Origin of the sequence: Haemophilus haemolyticus (genome assembly GCF_003493685.1) — a bacterium.
Classification (GTDB): Bacteria; Pseudomonadota; Gammaproteobacteria; order Enterobacterales; family Pasteurellaceae; genus Haemophilus; species Haemophilus haemolyticus_O.
On record NZ_QQJW01000003.1, the window covers coordinates 124,597 to 143,592 of the forward strand.

The 18,996-nt window shown below is 38.3% G+C and carries 18 protein-coding genes and 2 tRNA genes; 11 read left to right on the plus strand and 9 right to left on the minus strand.

Going from position 1 to position 18,996, the window contains the following annotated elements:
- The first annotated feature begins 4 nt into the window (after positions 1–4).
- Genes dcd through DV434_RS04265 form a run of 3 tightly spaced genes read left to right on the plus strand, consistent with a single transcriptional unit; the run spans position 5 to position 2,985 of the window.
- Entirely contained in the window at positions 5–589 is a 585-nt protein-coding gene (gene dcd / locus DV434_RS04255) for a dCTP deaminase (protein WP_118785101.1), read from the plus strand.
- The gene (locus DV434_RS04260) at positions 590–1,792 is read left to right on the plus strand and encodes an AsmA-like C-terminal region-containing protein (protein WP_118785102.1); all 1,203 of its coding nucleotides are present in this window, start codon (positions 590–592) and stop codon (positions 1,790–1,792) included.
- Positions 1,793–1,794: 2 nt separating this feature from the next.
- The gene (locus DV434_RS04265) at positions 1,795–2,985 is read left to right on the plus strand and encodes a sugar transporter (protein WP_118785103.1); all 1,191 of its coding nucleotides are present in this window, start codon (positions 1,795–1,797) and stop codon (positions 2,983–2,985) included.
- Between the two features lie 84 nt (positions 2,986–3,069).
- Here the strand turns inward: DV434_RS04265 and der are convergent, their stop codons facing one another.
- From der to dnaQ, 4 genes are all read right to left on the minus strand, one after another.
- On the minus strand, positions 3,070–4,581 hold the full coding sequence (gene der, locus DV434_RS04270; protein ID WP_118785104.1) for a ribosome biogenesis GTPase Der: 1,512 nt from the start codon (positions 4,579–4,581) through the stop codon (positions 3,070–3,072).
- Between the two features lie 417 nt (positions 4,582–4,998).
- Positions 4,999–5,075: transfer RNA gene (locus tag DV434_RS04275), tRNA-Asp, on the minus strand.
- A gap of 23 nt (positions 5,076–5,098) precedes the next feature.
- Positions 5,099–5,175: transfer RNA gene (locus tag DV434_RS04280), tRNA-Asp, on the minus strand.
- Between the two features lie 87 nt (positions 5,176–5,262).
- Complete coding sequence (gene dnaQ, locus DV434_RS04285; protein ID WP_118785105.1) at positions 5,263–6,030, minus strand: DNA polymerase III subunit epsilon; 768 nt, start codon at positions 6,028–6,030, stop codon at positions 5,263–5,265.
- A 60-nt stretch (positions 6,031–6,090) separates the two neighbouring features.
- Between dnaQ and rnhA the strand changes: the two genes are divergently transcribed.
- Both rnhA and DV434_RS04295 read left to right on the plus strand, forming a co-directional pair.
- Positions 6,091–6,555, plus strand: a complete 465-nt coding sequence (gene rnhA / locus DV434_RS04290; RefSeq protein ID WP_065245867.1) for a ribonuclease HI — start codon at positions 6,091–6,093, stop codon at positions 6,553–6,555.
- Positions 6,556–6,817: 262 nt separating this feature from the next.
- On the plus strand, positions 6,818–7,954 hold the full coding sequence (locus tag DV434_RS04295; protein WP_118811503.1) for a porin: 1,137 nt from the start codon (positions 6,818–6,820) through the stop codon (positions 7,952–7,954).
- A gap of 353 nt (positions 7,955–8,307) precedes the next feature.
- Here the strand turns inward: DV434_RS04295 and DV434_RS04300 are convergent, their stop codons facing one another.
- From DV434_RS04300 to DV434_RS04315, 4 genes are read right to left on the minus strand one after another with little or no spacing between them, the layout of a single operon-like run.
- Positions 8,308–9,123 (minus strand): metal ABC transporter permease, encoded by an 816-nt coding sequence (locus tag DV434_RS04300; protein WP_118811504.1) that lies wholly within the window; start codon positions 9,121–9,123, stop codon positions 8,308–8,310.
- On the minus strand, positions 9,116–9,964 hold the full coding sequence (locus DV434_RS04305; protein WP_118785109.1) for a metal ABC transporter permease: 849 nt from the start codon (positions 9,962–9,964) through the stop codon (positions 9,116–9,118). The genes DV434_RS04300 and DV434_RS04305 overlap by 8 nt, the downstream gene beginning before the upstream one ends.
- Positions 9,965–9,967: 3 nt before the next feature.
- Entirely contained in the window at positions 9,968–10,888 is a 921-nt protein-coding gene (locus tag DV434_RS04310; RefSeq protein ID WP_118785110.1) for an ATP-binding cassette domain-containing protein, read from the minus strand.
- Positions 10,888–11,769: a metal ABC transporter substrate-binding protein gene (locus tag DV434_RS04315; RefSeq protein ID WP_111696497.1), complete on the minus strand. Its 882-nt coding sequence runs from the start codon at positions 11,767–11,769 to the stop codon at positions 10,888–10,890. The genes DV434_RS04310 and DV434_RS04315 overlap by 1 nt, the downstream gene beginning before the upstream one ends.
- Positions 11,770–12,126: 357 nt before the next feature.
- Between DV434_RS04315 and DV434_RS04320 the strand changes: the two genes are divergently transcribed.
- Positions 12,127–12,573 (plus strand): hypothetical protein, encoded by a 447-nt coding sequence (locus tag DV434_RS04320; protein WP_118785111.1) that lies wholly within the window; start codon positions 12,127–12,129, stop codon positions 12,571–12,573.
- A 114-nt stretch (positions 12,574–12,687) separates the two neighbouring features.
- Here the strand turns inward: DV434_RS04320 and DV434_RS04325 are convergent, their stop codons facing one another.
- Complete coding sequence (locus DV434_RS04325; RefSeq protein WP_118785112.1) at positions 12,688–13,566, minus strand: D-alanyl-D-alanine carboxypeptidase family protein; 879 nt, start codon at positions 13,564–13,566, stop codon at positions 12,688–12,690.
- Between the two features lie 248 nt (positions 13,567–13,814).
- On the opposite strand from DV434_RS04325, the gene rlmN reads away from it, so the two are divergent.
- The 5 genes from rlmN to hisS all read left to right on the plus strand — a co-directional run bounded on the left by rlmN (position 13,815) and on the right by hisS (position 18,991).
- Positions 13,815–14,966, plus strand: coding sequence for a dual-specificity RNA methyltransferase RlmN (gene rlmN / locus DV434_RS04330; protein ID WP_192881467.1), 1,152 nt, complete (start codon positions 13,815–13,817; stop codon positions 14,964–14,966).
- 101 nt (positions 14,967–15,067) lie between these two features.
- Positions 15,068–15,610, plus strand: coding sequence for a type IV pilus biogenesis/stability protein PilW (gene pilW, locus DV434_RS04335; RefSeq protein ID WP_118785114.1), 543 nt, complete (start codon positions 15,068–15,070; stop codon positions 15,608–15,610).
- 70 nt (positions 15,611–15,680) lie between these two features.
- The gene (locus DV434_RS04340; protein ID WP_005630112.1) at positions 15,681–16,592 is read left to right on the plus strand and encodes a RodZ domain-containing protein; all 912 of its coding nucleotides are present in this window, start codon (positions 15,681–15,683) and stop codon (positions 16,590–16,592) included.
- An 11-nt stretch (positions 16,593–16,603) separates the two neighbouring features.
- Positions 16,604–17,710, plus strand: a complete 1,107-nt coding sequence (gene ispG / locus DV434_RS04345) for a flavodoxin-dependent (E)-4-hydroxy-3-methylbut-2-enyl-diphosphate synthase (RefSeq protein WP_005630108.1) — start codon at positions 16,604–16,606, stop codon at positions 17,708–17,710.
- Positions 17,711–17,719: 9 nt separating this feature from the next.
- Entirely contained in the window at positions 17,720–18,991 is a 1,272-nt protein-coding gene (gene hisS / locus DV434_RS04350) for a histidine--tRNA ligase (protein WP_118785115.1), read from the plus strand.
- Positions 18,992–18,996: the final 5 nt, after the last annotated feature.

The window sequence follows — 18,996 nt, forward strand, 5'->3', positions numbered from 1 at the left end:
TCTTATGCGCCTTTGCGATACTGATATTGAACGCTATCTCGATGATGGCATTATTTCTTTAACTCCTCGTCCAAATAATGACAAAATCAACGGTGCGACGATTGATGTTCGCTTAGGTAATTCTTTCCGCGTATTTCGTGAGCATTCCGCGCCTTTCATTGATCTAAGCGGCCCGAAAGAAGAAGTCTCCGCCCAGCTTGAATCGGTAATGAGCGATGAAATTATTATTCCAGAGGGGGAAGCATTTTTCTTACATCCCGGTACTTTAGCGTTAGCAACCACGCTTGAATCCGTAAAATTACCCGCCAATATTATCGGTTGGTTAGATGGTCGTTCTTCTTTAGCTCGCTTAGGTTTAATGGTGCACGTCACTGCACACCGTATTGATCCAGGTTGGGAAGGAAAAATCGTGTTGGAGTTTTATAATTCAGGAAAATTACCATTAGCATTACGTCCGAATATGGTGATTGGCGCCTTGAGTTTTGAAGTGTTAAGTGGTGCGGCGGCACGTCCGTATAACAGCCGTAAAGACGCTAAATACAAAAATCAACAGAACGCGGTTGCCAGTCGCATCGATGAGGATAAATAAATGAAGAAGATCGCCTTGATGACGCTGGTCGTGTTGTTGGCGATCTTGGCTTTTTTTTATGTTCAACTTAACAAACTCGAAAGTGCAGTGACCGCCAAGTTGGCACAATATGAAACTACCTTTCACGCGTTTAATCTAGGTATTCTTCCGCAACCTTATATTTCCTTCGATAAAGTCCGGCATAACCGAATCAGTATTGAAAAACTGACAGGCAAGTTCCCCTTATCGGCACTGTTGTTCGGTGATGTCAAATTGCAGGAAATCGACATTCAAAATCTCAAACTCTCTGAAAATGCACAAAACGCGGCAACTATTCAAATGCGTTTTTCTGATTTTTCCTTGGATAATATTACTACCGACAACATTGCATTGAGTGGCGATAGTCAAATTGCGGTGGAATTAGCAAAACCACTGTACGGCAACAATCGCATTTTTAATTTTCATTTTATGAAGGGCGGTGTTCAGCGCAGTGATGAGAGAAAGCTTGTCGCCTATTTTGATCATGTTGTTTTAAATGAAGAAAAGGTAGGCTTTGTTAAAACGACATTGGATTTATCCCAATACACCAAACATCTCACTGCGGATATTGATTCTTATTGTACGGCGCATTCACCTTGCCTCGCGCACGTGGATTATGTGAGCGAGCCGGAACAAAGTGCAGTCGCTTTTTCCGCTAAAAATTATCCTATCGAACGTCTATTAACTTGGCTTGCTTTCCCCAAAACCATGACGGGTTCCGCTGATGTGGAAATTGCCGTGCAATTTGCCCATTCTCAAATTATTAACGGCGAATTCTTTTTCGATGCCCAAAACGGCGAATTATTGGGTTTGAATCTGCTAGACTTGGCAGGACGGTATTTGCCGATCAATTGGAATGATTCGGAACTGAAAGAGAAAGCCGACTTAAACACAAAATATGACCACGCCACCAGCCTTTTTAAACTTAATGGGCATCAACTGGACATTGAAAAAATATCGTTAAAAACCACCGCACTTTTAGGGAACGGAAACGGTCAAGTAAACTTACAATCTATGCAATGCGATGTGAATTTAAATCTTCGGGCAAATAACGAAAAATACCAGGAATTTGTTCTACCGCTTCGTTTCTTTGATAATTGCTATTCACCACAATATGAAGTGCGATTTGACAAAGACTTGCGCAATCAAATTAAACATCTCATTAAACGTAAATTAGGACAGTAATAATGGCGACTTTAGAAATCGTTCGACGCTTAAAATTTTTCCGCGTCATTTTGCTGGCATTTGCTGGATTTGTCTTTAATACCACAGAGTTCTTGCCGGTCGCTTTATTGTCGGATATTGCCGACAGTTTTCACATTCCGGTGGAACAAGCCGGCTTGATGATCACGCTCTATGCTTGGATTGTGTCGCTCATGTCGTTGCCTTTTATGCTCATGACAGCAAAACTGGAGCGACGCAGTTTACTCATTAAATTATTGATTGTTTTTGTAGCAAGCCATGTGCTTTCCGTGTTGGCGTGGGACTTTTGGGTATTACTGCTTTCTCGCATCGGTATTGCTTTTACGCATGCGATCTTTTGGTCCATTACCGCTTCACTTGCCGTGCGCGTTGCGCCGAAAGATAAAAAAGCACAGGCTATTGGATTATTGGCGATGGGCAGTGCTTTGGCAATGGTGCTTGGCTTGCCGCTAGGGCGTGTGATCGGGCAATATTTCGGTTGGCGCGAAGCCTTTGGTATCATTGCCTTTCTTGCCTTTTGCATCCTCTTATTACTTTACCGATTCCTACCACACTTGGTCAGTCGCAATGCAGGCTCGCTCAGTAGCCTCCCCTCTTTATTTAAACGTCCATTATTGGTGGGACTTTATGCATTAACGGTATTTATCATTTCGGCACATTTTACCGCCTATAGTTACATCGAACCGTTCATCATTCGTATTGGTGAAATGAGTAATGATGTCGCCACCGCCATTTTGTTGATTTCTGGTTTCTCCGGGATCACCGGAAGCCTGATCTTCAGCCGCTTCTATCCCCTCTCACCGACTAAATTTTTATTAACATCCATGGTGATATTGATGGTTTCCCTGATCTTGCTATTGCCATTCAGTCACAATATTTTTTCCATGTACTTACTGGCATTTGTGTGGGGAATCGGTATTTCGGGCATTGGGCTTGGTTTGCAAGCGAGAGTACTACAATTGGCACCGGACGCAACGGATGTGGCAATGGCGATTTACTCAGGGTTATATAATGTTGGTATCGGGGGGGGCGCGCTATTAGGCAATCAAGTCATGCAACACCTTGGGCTGGCGAACATCGGTTTTTCCGGTGCGGCATTTGCAATGTTAGGTATTGGTCTTTTTGTTTATCTTCATCTCCGTTACGGTCAATCGAAACGAAATGCATTAGATTAAGTCAGGCAAAAAGAGACTTGGTAGCAAGGGGTGTTAAAAAAAGTGCGGTCGAAAAATCATGATATTTTTGACCGCACTTTAGTTTTATTTTTTCGATTTCTTAATAAACTTCATCAAACGTTTACGTTTACGTAATTGGTTCGGGGTAAGTTTATTTTTACGCCCCGCAAATGGGTTCGAACCTTCTTGGAAAAGAAGACGAATCGGTGATCCAATAATTTTCAAACTCTTACGATAATAATTAGACAAATAACGTTTATAAGAATCTGGTAGTTTATCCATTTGGTTACCGTGAACCACAATAATCGGTGGGTTGTAACCACCTGGATGGGCATATTTTAATTTAATTCGACGACCGCCAATCATCGGTGGTTGATGCTCATCGGTTGCCATTTGCAAAATACGAGTTAAAAGCGAAGTCGTCATTTTTTGAGTCGCGCAAGCATAGGCTTCTTTAATCGAATCAAAAAGATTCCCCACACCACTGCCGTGCAAGGCTGAAATAAAATGCACGCGAGCAAAATCAATAAAATCTAAACGACGATCAAGCTCAGATTTAACCCGGTCTTTCACATCTTGATCTAAACCATCCCATTTATTCACAACGATCACTAAAGAACGACCTGCATTTAAAATAAAGCCGAGCAAAGATAAATCCTGATCAGAAATGTTCTCTCTCGCGTCAATAGTCAATAACACAACATTAGCATCTTGAATCGCTTGTAAGGTTTTAATCACGGAGAATTTTTCAACCGCCAAATGCACTTTACCACGCTTACGCACACCAGCTGTATCAATCAACGTATATTGCTGCCCATCACGTTCCATTGGAATATAAATACTATCACGTGTCGTGCCTGGCATATCGTAAACCACCACACGGTCTTCACCTAAAATACGATTGGTTAAGGTGGATTTACCGACGTTTGGACGACCAACAATGGCAATCTTAATATTTTTATCTTGCTCTTCTTCCGATTCCTCTAACGCCTCATCAAGCAATGCTGTATCTTCTTCTGAATCAAAATCGAATTCTTGTTCCCATTCGTCTTGTTCTTCCTCAGAAGTGCGGTCATTTTCATCGGAGTTTTCCATTTGTTCCGCAAAAGGCGCAAGCACTTGTTCCATTAACTGAGTGACACCACGGCCTTGTGAGGCAGCAATTTGCTCAATTTCCCCTAAGCCTAATTGATAAAATTCAGCACAATGAGAATCCGCATCGATACCATCGGTTTTATTTGCCACCACAATCGTCGTTTTGTTTTGGCGTTGACGTAAGTAATTCGCAATACCAATATCAGCTGCCGTTAAACCCGCTCTAGCATCCACAAGGAAAAGAACAATATCGGCTTCATCAATAGCAAGCAAAGATTGCTCTGCCATTTTTTCTTCTACGCCCTCTTCGGTTCCATCAATACCGCCAGTATCAATAACAATAAACTCATAACCAGCAATATGAGCATGGCCGTATTTTCGATCACGAGTTAAACCAGGAAAATCAGCGACTAACGCATCTCTTGTACGAGTAAGGCGATTAAATAATGTGGATTTTCCCACATTCGGGCGACCTACAAGGGCCACAACTGGAGTTGCCATAAAAAATCTCTTATTTTGTCAAAAATGGCGGCCATTATATCGGAAGTTAAAGGATTGGTAAAAAATGATTTCATAAAGAAAAGAAAAAGCCACGGATACAATCCCATGGCTTTCTAAACACTGTTTATTTGTCTATAACTTAACGTTATAATAATCTCGCTTTCAAGGATCCAGCTTGAAAGCGAGTGTTGCGCTTTTTCGCAACGTTTGAAGAGGATAAGAAAATGATTAAACTCATTATCCTTGTTGTCGTTTTATTATTAGTGAGCCAGCACGCTTACTAATAAGACAACATACTAGGGAGTGACAGCTCCCTAGTTCTTCAAATCTTAAAAGTTTGCTTTATTTTTGTCAAGGATGAAGTAAATTTCAGATACAAAAAAAGCACCGTTAGGTGCTATCTTTATTTATCTTAATTGGCGGAATGGACGGGACTCGAACCCGCGACCCCCTGCGTGACAGGCAGGTATTCTAACCAGCTGAACTACCACTCCGAGATAAGATATTAATTTTAAATTGGCGGAATGGACGGGACTCGAACCCGCGACCCCCTGCGTGACAGGCAGGTATTCTAACCAGCTGAACTACCACTCCGCTAAGTGGTGCGTATCATAATGACGAACATAAATCTCGTCAATCTTTTTTTATGAAATTTTACTTACCTGCTTAAATTCCAAACGATTAATGCACATTATCATTACCAAAGCGTTTATCCCAAAGACAATTATTTCCACTTTTTTTATTAATCATCTTTAATAATTCTAAATGCGCTTGTAGCTCATCATCAGTAGGTTGAAGTAATTTTAAATTGTGCGCAAAATCCACCGCACTTTTTATTTCTTCCGCCGCTTTTTCTTGCACAACATGAATAACTTCAGGCTCAACAGATTCTTCATCGAATAAATTTGTTTGTCCCCCCGTCATCATCAAATAAACATCCGCCAAGATCTCGGCATCCAGTAACGCACCGTGCAAAGTACGTTTGCTATTATCAATACCTAAACGATCACAAAGTGCGTCCAAATTATTACGTTTTCCAGGATACATCTGGCGCGCCATTTGTAGCGTATCTGTCACCAAACAAATATCGTTAGTTTTCACATTAAGGTTGAGTTTACGAAATTCATAATCCATAAATCCAACGTCAAAGGGTGCATTGTGAATAAGCAATTCCGCACCATTAATATAATCCAAAAAATCTTGGGCAACCTCTTTGAATTCAGGTTTATCCGCTAACATTTCATCAGTAATACCATGAACTTTAATCGCATCAGGATCAACGGGGCGATCTGGTTTAATATAAATATGGAAATTATTACCTGTGTAACGACGATTTATTAATTCAACTGCACCAATTTCAATAATACAGTGCCCTTCATAATGCGCGCCAAGCTGATTCATACCTGTAGTTTCAGTATCTAATACAATTTGGCGATTGGGATTAATCATTTGTTCAACCTATCTCTTTCCATTAAAATACTTATTATTCTACACAACAACCTTTTTGTTATGCAAAAACAGATTGAAATTTTTACTGATGGATCTTGCCTAGGTAATCCCGGTGCGGGCGGAATTGGCGCCGTATTGCGTTATAAACAGCATGAAAAAATGCTCTCCAAAGGCTATTTTAAAACCACCAATAATCGAATGGAATTACGCGCTGTCATTGAGGCATTAAATGCATTAAAAGAACCTTGCTTGATCACGCTTTATAGTGATAGCCAGTATATGAAAAATGGCATAACAAAATGGATCTTTAACTGGAAAAAAAATAATTGGAAAGCAAGTTCTGGAAAGCCTGTAAAAAACCAAGATTTATGGATAGCCTTAGATGAATCCATCCAACGTCATAAAATTAATTGGCAATGGGTGAAAGGTCATGCCGGACACAGAGAAAATGAAATGTGCGATGAACTAGCTAAAAAAGGGGCAGAAAACCCAACACAGGAAGATATTGGGTACATGGAAGAATAATATAGAAAACTGACATACCATTACATTCACCAATACCTAAAAATATTTATAGGCAATACTCACGCCTCAAAAAAAGAACAAAAAACAGACAAAAATATACAAAAAGTGTGATCTTGATCAGATTTCAAGAAAATTAAAATTTTGGAGAGTTGACATCAAAAAGAGAATTTGCCATGATCGCAACGTCTATTTAGGCGATTGGACAACCGTATAAGGTAAAAGTTCAATTATAGGTAGTAAACAACCATAAGGAATACAAATTATGAAAAAAACACTTGCAGCATTAATCATCGGTGCATTCGCAGCTTCAGCAGCGAACGCAGCAGTAGTTTACGATAACGAAGGAACTAAAGTTGAAATTGGTGGTTCTCTTCGCCTTATTTTAGAAAAAACTAATGCGAAAGGTAATGAAGCTGATACCAAACGCACTCATTCAGGCTTAAAAAATGCTGGCTCTCGTTTAGAAGTTAAAGCAAAACATACTTTAGATAGCGGCTATTACGCATTAGGCTATTTACAAGTTCGTCTTGATGGTAAACAAGGCAATGGCGCTAAAGGCGATGGTTTCGGTGCTTTAGGTACTAAACGTGCGTTTGTTGGTTTAGGTCACAAAGAACGTGGTGAAGTTACATTCGGTCGCCAAGCAACGTTCGCAGATTCTTTAAGCACAGCTAAAGATTATACTTACGGAATCATTGAGAAAAGCGATTATCTTCCAGATGAAGGTGACTCAGTTGTTCGTTATACTTATAAAGGCATTGAAGGTTTAGTAATCGGCGCAGATTACTTGTTCGCAAATGAACGCGATGCAAATAATGAAGTATTAAGCGGTAAACTTCAAAATGGTTTCCAAGTTGGTGCATCTTATGAAAAAGATGGAATTATCGCTAAATTAGGACTTGGACGTACAAACTATAAAACTGGCACAGAAACTATTACTAAAGTAGTTCCTGGCTCAGCAGCAAGTGCCGCACCTACAACTCAAATCACTACTGAAAACTATACTACTCAACATAAAGATGCAGTTCTTACAAGTCTTGGTTATGAATTTGATGGTCTTACTCTTTCTGTAGATGGTGGTTATGCTAAAACTAAATTCATTAACGAACCTAAGAAAGAAAAACGTTTCTTCGTATCTCCAGGTTTCCAATATCAAGTTACTGATTTAACCAGTGTATATGGTAACTACAAGTATGAGCAAATTAAAGACGTTGATAATGAAAAAACTAAACAACACGGTTTCTTGTTAGGTGCTGATTATAAACTTCATAAACAAGTTGTGACCTATGTTGAAGCTAAATACCAAGTTACTAAAGGGTATGATGCACAAGGTAATTACGAACAAAATAGTAAAGTTAAAGACAAAGCTATTGGCGTAGGTATGCGTGTATTCTTCTAATTAAATAATTAGAAACTATGAAGGCGAATCGAAAGGTTCGCCTTTTTGTTTGTTCTAAAATCGAATAAAGAAATCTAAAGTTTTTAAAATATTTAAGGCCGATAGATATTACAAAGTATGCAATGTTATTTTATAGTTATTCATTTCGATTTTTCTCTACGTTAAATCCTCACATATATCTATTCAATAAGAGATACCACAAAATTCAGTTAAAGAAGATTTTGAAAATCATGAGGAAAATAAGATAAAGAATGACTTACATAAAATAAATACTTTGTGGAAGTTAAAAGAATATTTCATTGAATAAAAACGGCACAAACCATGAGATTGTACCGTTTTTAAAAGAAGGGAAATTATCTTGTTCTAATCTTGCTATAGGTTAATGCCATAACAAAAAACACAGCTTGCAGCAGAATAATACAAGCTCCAGTTGACGCATCAAAATGATAGCTCAATATTACGCCAATTAGGCTTGATGTAATGGAACTTACAATAGCAATCCATAACATTTTATCAAAAGATTTTGTGAGCGTAAGTGCGGTAATTCCCGGTGCAATTAACATTGCCACCACCAAAATAACACCTACCACTTGCATCGTGCTTACAATGGTTAAAGCAAGTAGCATTAATAAGCCATAATGTAAAATTTTAGGAGAAAGACCTGCAACACGAGCGTGACTTGGGTCAAAACAATAAAGCAAAAAGTCTTTACGTTTAAAGACAATCATACAAAAAATTATCGCAGAAATAACCGCACTTTGAATAAGCTCTTGATGACTTACACCCAATACATTACCAAACAAAATATGCGTTAAATGCTGTTCTGTTTGAATTTTGGTGAACATAACAAGACCAATGGCGAACATTCCAGAAAATACAATGCCCATTGCGGTATCTTCTTTTATACGACTATTTTCTTTTAAATATCCCACACCAAGCGAGCAAAAAATGCCTGAAAAAAATGCGCCAATCGCTAAAGGGATTCCCGCCAAATAAGCAAGCACAATACCAGGCAACACTGCATGGGAAATCGCATCGCCCATTAATGACCAACCTTTCAAGACTAAATAGCAAGAAAGTAACGCACAAATAATTGAAACAATAAATGCAGTCAACAAAGCATTTTGCATAAACTCAAATTGTAGCGGTTCTAAAATCCAATCAAACATTTTCTACCGCCTTTTTATTACGAGTGAGCAAACCATATTTTGGCGAAAACAAGAAGGCAGCCAAGAATAATAATGTTTGCAATGTCACAATCACACCGCCTGTGGCACCATCTAAATAATAGCTAATATAAACACCAACAAAACTTGTCACTGCCCCTAAAATAATAGCGATGATTGACAAGGTTTTGAATTTATCTGTGAGTAAATATGCTGTCGCACCTGGGGTAATGACCATCGCAATCACTAAAATAGCCCCTACAGTTTGCAATGCAGCTACCACACAAGCACTTAATAAGGTAAAAAATAAAATTTTATAAAATAATGGCGAAAGCCCTACCGTTCTTGCTTGAGTTTCATCGAAAAAAATCAGCAGTAAATCCTTCCAAAATAATAAAAGCAATACTAAACAAACACCGATGATAATTGCCACTTGGTAAATATCTTCGTCAGCAATGCCTAAAATATTGCCTAAAATGATGCTTTGCACATTTACTGCTGTTGGATTTAAAGAAATGATCAATAGACCTAATGCAAAGAAAGTACTGAAAATAAACCCGATAACGGCATCTTCTTTCAGTTTAGAAATGGATTTAATCCAAAGAATGGAAAGTGCGGCTAAAATTCCGGCAAAAAATGCACCAAGGGCATAAGGCAAAGAGAAGGCATAAGCTATCGCGACACCAGGCACAACAGAATGAGAAAGTGCATCGCCAATCAAAGACCAGCCTTTAAGCATTAAATATGAAGACAAAAAAGCACAAATGGCACCAACTGCCGTGCTCAAGATCATCGCCTTGAGCATATAATCATAGGAGAAAGGTTCTAGTAATAATGCTAACATGCCTTAATCCTTCTCTTTTTTTACCGCACTTTTACAAGGACAGTCTTCAAAATGGCAATCCTTTATTGTTGGTGCCGGTGGATCTTGTTTAGTTTCACCATAGAATACAACGGCTTTTTCATCATCCGTCAAGACGGTAACAGCACGTTTATCTTCATCATTATGCAAATCTTCACCCAACAATTTAATATGGCGTAATACCCCACCAAACACAATTTCCAAATTATGTTGGTTGAAGGTATCTTCCGTTTTCCCTGCTGCAATCACCGTACGATTAATCATCACCACTTGATCACAAAAATCAGGAACAGAACCTAAGTTATGAGTTGAGACAAGAATCAGATGACCTTCTTCTCGAAGCTGTTGAAGAAGATCAATAATGGCATTTTCAGTTTTCACATCAACGCCAGTGAAAGGTTCATCCAATAAAATAATTGGACTTTGTTGTGCTAAAGCGCGGGCCAAAAACACGCGTTTTTTCTGCCCGCCAGATAACTCACCAATTTGACGATGCGCAAGATGTTCAATGTTTACTCGCTGCATCGCCTCTTGAACTTTTTGTTTATCAATCGCTTTAGGGATACGAAGGAAATTCATATACCCATAACGCCCCATCATCACGACATCATACACTGACACAGGAAATTGCCAGTCCACTTCTTCAGATTGTGGAACATAAGCAACCAAATTACGTTTCAGTGCTTGGGAAATTGGTAAATCACAAAGTTTTATTTCACCTTGTTGTGGCTTCACAAGCCCCATTATGCTTTTAAATAACGTGGATTTACCACTGCCATTCACACCCACTAATGCACAAATAGTTCCACTGTTTAATGAGAACGTCATATTGTGAATAGCAGTGTGTCCATTGTTGTAACGAACAGTTACATCATTAACCCAAATTGATGTCGAGAAAGAGTCCATTATTTTCCGAATCCTTTAACAATGGTTGATACAGTGACGTTAAGCAAATCAATATAAGTTGGCACAGGGCCTTTTTTCGCAGAAAGTGAATCAACATACAACACACCGCCGTATTTTGCACCACTTTCTTTCGCTACTTGTTGTGCTGGTTTTGCTGAAATTGTACTTTCACTAAACACAACAGGAATATTGTTTTTACGAACTAAATCAATCACTTTACGCACTTGCTGTGGTGTGCCTTGTTGTTCAGCATTAATTGGCCACAAATAACCTTCTTTTAAGTTGTAATCTTTCGCCAAATAACTGAAAGCACCTTCGCTTGTCACAAGCCAGCGCTGTTCTTCTGGAATTTGAGCTAATTTTGCACGAAGTGGCTCATCAAGTTGTTTAATTTTTTGAGCATAGTCAGCGGCATTTTTTTCATACACAGCTGCATTTTGTGGATCGTATTTCACCAATGCATTTTTAATATTTTCAATATAAATTAATGCATTAGATGGCGACATCCACGCATGTGGGTTAGGCGCATCTTTATACGGACCTTCATAAATAGACAATGGTTGAATACCTTCAGTCACCACCACGGCTGGTTTATCTTTAATATTTTGGAAGAAACGTTCAAACCAACGTTCCAAATTTAAACCATTCCATAAAATTAAATCAGCAGATTGCGCTTTTACAATGTCTTTTGGCGTAGGTTCATATTCATGAATTTCAGCACCTGGTTTGGTAATAGATTCCACTGTAGCTGCATTACCTGCCACATTTTGTGCGATATCTTGAATCACGGTAAAGGTGGTGACGACTTTGAATTTTGCATTAGCCTGCATTGCAAATAAACCAAGTGCAAGTGCGGTCATAATTTTTAATGAATTTCGCATAATATGTCCTTATAAAAAAGTAATAGAGGTTGGATGCCTGAATAATCGCTCAACTGCTCAACAATCATTCATCATTAGTAATAATACTATTTTTATTACGTCTTTCAAATGAAAATAATTATCAAATATTAAATTTATTGTGATTTTGAAAGCATAACAAAAAGTGAGATAGATTTTCCCTATGTTTTTAAGTGTTATATCATCGTGATAGACTAAATTTTCAAAATCTTTTATGCTTATTGTTAATTTGCTTGCTCCTACAAAAGTACAAATATTTTTCTGTCGTTAGAATGACTTTTTCTAAAATTAAGTCTAGAATGCAACGGCTATTATAAATTCATCTTTTGAGGATAATACATGAAAAAAGCATTTTGGTTAGTATTAAGTTCAGCAATAGTCTTAACTGCCTGTGATGATAAGCCTAAAATGACAGAGCAAACTAAAACAACTGAACAAACTAAAATATCGGTAGAGCAACCTGCTCAACAACCAATATCGATAAACTACAAACAGATCGCACTAGAAAAATCCCAAAAAGCGATTGACACTGCTAAAGTTGCTCAAGATAAATCCGTTCAAGCCAATGAAGCCGTAAAAGTAGCAATGCAAAAACAGCAAGAGGCACAGACTGTGTTAAGTCAAGGCGGTGAAGAGGCTGAAAAACTTTCTAAACAAAAAATGGACGAATCTAATGCTGCTGCAGAGTTAGCCCTGAAATTGTCTGAAGAATCAAAAGCAGCTTCAGCACTTTCAATCCAACTTTCTAAAGAGGCTGAAGAAGCTGCAAATAAGGCTAATCAATAAGCTCAAACTTCTGAGAAGTAGCGCAAGATTCATTCTTCTTATTGCTATTTAAATCTACTAAAAAAACGCGAGATAAAACAAACTGTTATCTCGCATTTTTTATGTTTATGAACATTATTTTGATAATTTCTGAATTAGCGTATTAAAGCCCACTTCATCATATCCATCTTCATATTGAGCTTCTCCCGCTACATCACGAATTGTTCTTCCATTCAATGCAGTACAACCGTATTTTTCTAATTTGTTTTTAGTAAAGCTAGAACGATATGCAGAAGAAGAATTATTGAGACTAATTACACCGATGGTGGAACTTTTACATGGGTGTTTATTGATGAAAACAAGGTTATAACCAGATTCTCGAATATAGCCTGTCTTATTTACCACCGCATCAAAAATTTCATCACGCACTAATTTATTTGTATTTTTCATTAATACGCTATGTCTTCCTGCTTGAATATTCGTAGCACTGATATTGGATAGTTGTCTAATTTCAGGTTTATTTAAAGAATGTTTAGCAAGTTTAACTAAATCCATAGGACTAGAGATATTGCTACTCGATAAACCTGAACTATCATGAAAACGAGTAGAATACATGCCTAATTGACGAGCTTTTTCATTCATTTTATTAATAAATTGTATTCTGCTCATTCCTGCAGCACGAGAAAGTGCATGGGCGGCATAGTTATCAGAATGCACAAGCATCGCCTTTAATAATTCTCTGCAAGCCATCGGAACATTCATCGGTAATTTGGTGCTTGTACCTTTAATGTAGTCACGATCGTCACTGGTTATCGCAATGGTGCAATTAGGATTTGTATTATTTTCTAGAAACACATTCGCCGTCATTAATTTTGTTACAGAAGCAATCGGCTGAACGCTATCAGGCGCATGGCTTTCCAACACTCGATTATGCGTAAAATCATACACAACATAAGACTGTGCCACCGCAAAAGAAGGACACAAAGAAAAAATAAATAAAGCTTTTTTAAACATTATTGGTCACCTTAGAAAATAAGCTTACATTTTACCGCACTTTTTACACTGTAATTGGAAATATTTGCGATCTAGATCGCAAAAAAGTGCGGTGATATTTTCCATCGTTTTTCAATTCCGCTAGATTATGCGATGACAAATCTGTACAATCGCCGTTCATTTTTTAATTGCGAATTTTTCGTTGTGAGTTTTTAATAAAAAAACACCAGTACAACGCTATCGCCACAATGTGTAATAACGAGGCTAAAATGTCAGAATTATTGTCTGTGCAATCAGATGCACCCGCTAAAAAAATTAATCTAATGGATTTAACGCGCCAACAAATGCGCGAATTTTTTAAAGAACTCGGCGAAAAACCATTCCGAGCAGATCAGTTAGTAAAATGGATTTATCATTTTGGCGAAGATAACTTCGACAATATGACAAACATTAATAAAAAATTACGTGAAAAACTTAAGGCTGTTGCAGAAATTAAAGCCCCAGAAGTTGCCGTTGAACAGCGTTCAGCCGATGGCACGATAAAATGGGCAATGCAAGTGGGCGAGCAGCAAGTTGAAACCGTGTATATCCCCGAAGCAGATCGCGCGACGCTTTGTGTATCTTCCCAAGTTGGCTGTGCCTTAGCTTGTACATTCTGTTCAACGGCTCAACAAGGATTTAATCGCAATTTAACGGTTTCAGAAATTATCGGCCAAGTTTGGAGAGCCTCTAAAATTATTGGCAACTTTGGGGTGACTGGCATTAGACCAATTACAAATGTGGTAATGATGGGAATGGGCGAACCCTTATTAAATGTCGCTAACGTTGTTCCTGCAATGGAAATTATGTTAGATGATTTTGCCTATGGTTTATCAAAACGTCGTGTCACTTTATCAACTTCTGGCGTCGTGCCAGCACTAGATAATTTGAGCAAAATGATTGATGTAGCTTTGGCTATTTCATTACATGCCCCAAACGATGAATTGCGTGATGAAATTGTGCCAATCAACAAAAAATATAATATCAAAATGTTGATTGACTCGGTAAATCGTTATTTGAGTGTATCAAATGCGAATCACGGCAAAGTGACGATTGAATATGTTATGCTCGATCATATAAATGATGGCGTTGAACATGCTCATCAACTTGCAGAAGTATTAAAAAATACGCCTTGTAAAATTAATTTAATTCCATGGAATCCGTTCCCAGAAGCACCTTATGCAAAAAGCTCGAATACGCGCATCGATCGTTTCCAAAAAACCTTGATGGAATATGGCTTTACCGTGATCATTCGTAAAACTCGAGGAGATGACATTGATGCGGCTTGCGGCCAGTTAGCTGGAGATGTTATCGATCGTACTAAACGTACGGCAATGAAACGCCAATTTGGACAAAATATTGGGGTGACAGAAGTTAATTAATATTCTAGGCATGTGAATTAAATCAAGTTCACATGCCCTATGTTTTCATACAAATTAAAGCATATTAAATATTTCTTCCTCCCCAGTTAAAAGGAGAAAAAATGCAAACAATAAGTAAACAACTCAGTGCGGTTATTTTCCCTTTCATTTTTTCTGCTTGCGTTTCCCAATCAACTATTCAAGATTTCAATCAACAATCTGCAGCTAAAGCTCGCGTAGAACTCGCACTCGGTTACCTTCAACAAGGTAATTCTCAACTAGCCAAAATCAACTTAGATAAAGCACTTCAACACGATAAAGATTACTATCTCGTGCATTCAGCGCTTGCGCATTATTATCAACAACAAGGGGAAATCGAGAACGCACATCGTGAATATGAAATAGCTTTAAAACTCAATAATCAACAGGGAGACTTACATAATAATTTTGGCACATTTTTATGTCGTCAAAAGCAATTTGAACAAGCTCAGCAGCAATTTCAACTCGCGCTGAATTCACCTAATTATTATCATCAAGCAGATACATTTGAAAATATGGCTCTTTGTGCTTATTCCTCTCAAAAAATGGATATTTATCAACAAGCATTACAAAAATTGCGACAAACTGATAGTAAACGAGCGGAAAAATTTAATACCTTCAAATAAAGCATTGCCAAATCAAGCGTTGGACTTTAAAATTTAGCCTTTGTTTATCGCATATTATTTGATTGAATTTATGAATCCAACAACTGAGCAAGAACTTTCACCAGGTGAGATTTTTCGCCAAGCACGTGAAAACTTGAATCTTTCTCTCGAAGACGTCGCCAAAGAAATTGCGCTACGTCCTTCCATATTACAACAACTTGAAAACAACGAATTTATTCAAAAATCTACCCCTGCAATCTTTGTAAAAGGTTATGTGCGTAGCTATGCCAAGTTCTTACGCTTACCTGATTCTGTATGGGAAAATATTACATTTGCAGAAAATGATAAAAACGATCTGAGTAAAAATGCTCGTTCAACTCGTGAAGTCAATCAATATTCATCGCACTCTCGTTGGGTCGGACGTTTATCTATCATTGTACTTATTTTAGTCCTTGGCATGACGGGACTTTGGTGGTGGCAAAGTTATCAGCAAAATAACCAAGAACGTGATGACTTAGTACAAAGCTATGTTTCCTCTACTGAAAATAATCAACCGGCCACCGCTCTTGTGACGACAGAAGAAAGTAATAAAACTGCACCAGAAACAACAGCAGCTGTCTCACAACCAGTAGAAATAACAAATAATGTGTTACCAGAAATAGCACAAGAAAATGCCGCTCCACAAACAAAAAACGATGAAAAATCAGTTTCAGACACTCAAAGTGCGGTAGAAAATCCATCAATTTCTCCAGCAGCACCGACTGTAAAAGGAGACTTGATTGTAGAAATCTTAAATAATACGAGCTGGCTCAGCGTAAAAGATAAAAATCGCCGAGTATTAGCACAAAAAGAGTACAAAAAAGGTGAAGTATTAACTTTTAATGGCGATGAGTTTTCATTAATTGTTGGCGCACCAAGTAATGTACGGATCACCTATAAAGGCGAAAATTATCCACTAAAAGTGGATGGCCGCATTGCAAAATTCAAACTTTCACAACCTTAATAAGGAAAAAGATGTCAGCTTTTCAACCAAGCATTAAGCGTCGTGAATCGACAAAAATTTATGTGGGAAATGTACCAGTTGGTGGTGATGCACCAATTGCCGTACAATCAATGACAAATACTCGCACCACTGATGTGGAAGCGACAGTTGCTCAAATTAAATCATTAGAACGTGTTGGTGCAGATATAGTTCGCGTATCTGTTCCAACAATGGATGCAGCAGAAGCATTTAAACAAATTAAACAGCAAGTGAATGTTCCTCTCGTAGCAGATATTCATTTCGACTATCGTATCGCGCTAAAAGTCGCAGAATATGGAGTGGATTGTTTACGTATCAATCCTGGCAATATTGGCCGTGAAGATCGCATCCGCGCCGTTGTTGATTGTGCTCGTGACAAAAATATTCCCATTCGTATCGGCGTAAACGCAGGCTCTTTAGAAAAAGATCTGCAAGAAAAATACGGCGAACCAACACCAGAGGCATTATTAGAATCAGCATTACGTCATGTAGAAATTCTAGATCGTCTTAACTTCGATCAATTTAAAGTGAGTGTAAAAGCCTCCGATGTCTTCTTAGCGGTAGAAGCTTATCGTTTACTTGCTAAATCTATCAAGCAACCATTGCATTTAGGGATTACAGAGGCGGGTGGCGCGCGTGCAGGTGCGGTCAAATCTGCAATAGGTTTAGGTATGTTACTTGCCGAAGGTATTGGCGACACATTACGTGTATCATTAGCTGCTGATCCCGTAGAGGAAATTAAAGTAGGTTTTGATATTCTTAAATCTTTACGAATTCGCTCTCGTGGCATTAATTTTATTGCGTGCCCAACCTGCTCTCGCCAAGAGTTTGATGTAATCGGTACAGTAAATGCGTTAGAGCAACGCCTTGAAGATATTATTACACCAATGGATGTATCAATTATCGGCTGTGTAGTAAATGGTCCAGGCGAAGCGCTCGTATCTGATCTCGGGGTAACCGGTGGTAACAAAAAAAGCGGTTATTATCTTAATGGAGAACGCCAAAAAGAACGCTTCGATAACGAAGATATTGTTAACCAATTAGAAGCAAAAATTCGTGCAAAAGTGGCACAACAAGATCCAAAAAACAGAATTATTTAAGGAAAGCTCGTGGCTAAAACTATTCAAGCAATCCGCGGAATGAACGATTGCTCCCCTACTGAATCTCCATTATGGCAATGGATTGAAGCGCAAGTACGCCAGATATTAAACAATTACGGTTATTCCGAAGTGCGTATGCCAGTTGTAGAAAGCACGCCATTATTTGCTCGTGCAATCGGCGAAGTAACCGATGTTGTTTCAAAAGAAATGTACACATTTTGGGATAACGATGAACAATTAACCTTACGCCCTGAAGGCACTGCAGGTTGCGTGCGTGCCGCCATTGAACACGGGTGGATCTATAACAATGAACAACGCTTATGGTATATGGGGCCAATGTTCCGTCATGAACGTCCACAAAAAGGTCGTTACCGTCAATTCCATCAAGCAGGTGTTGAGGTATTCGGTATTGCGAATCCAGAAATCGATGCCGAATTAATCATGCTTACCTATCGTTTATGGAAAGCGTTAGGTATCGATCAACATGTTACACTTCAACTTAACTCAATTGGCTCTTTAGAAGCACGCGCAAATTATCGTTCAGCTTTGGTTGGATTCTTAGAAAACCATCAAGATTTAATGAGCGATGAAGAAAAAGATCGCTTGGTAAAAAATCCACTTCGTATTTTGGACACAAAAAATCCAGAATTACAAAAAGTATTAGATAACGCACCAAAATTGCTTGATTATCTAGATGATGAAAGCCGTGAGCATTTTGAACAATTATGTTCATTATTAGATGCAGTGGGAATTCAATATGAAATTAATCCTAAACTCGTTCGTGGCTTAGATTATTATAACAAAACTGTATTTGAATGGGTAACTTCCGCTCTTGGCGCACAAGGTACTGTATGTGGTGGCGGTCGTTATGACGGTTTAGTGGAACAACTTGGCGGACACGCAACACCGAGCATCGGATTTGCGATGGGATTAGAACGTTTAGTCTTGTTGGTGCAAGAAGTTAATCCAAATGTTCCTGTGAAAAGTGCGGTGGATATTTATGTTGTTTATCAAGGTGAAGGCGCAATATTAGCCGCTTTTGAATTAGCGGAAAAAGTACGCTCAGAATTACCGCACTTAAATACTATGTTGCACTGCTCTGGCGGTAATTTCAAAAAACAATTTAAACGTGCAGATAAATCTGGTGCAACATTGGCATTAGTTATCGGCGAAAGCGAAGTACAAAATAAACAAGTCGTTGTTAAACACTTACAAGGTGGCGCAGATCAGCAAACCTTAGATTTAGTGAATGTAATTGACTATATTCAAACTCAATTTTAATTTAA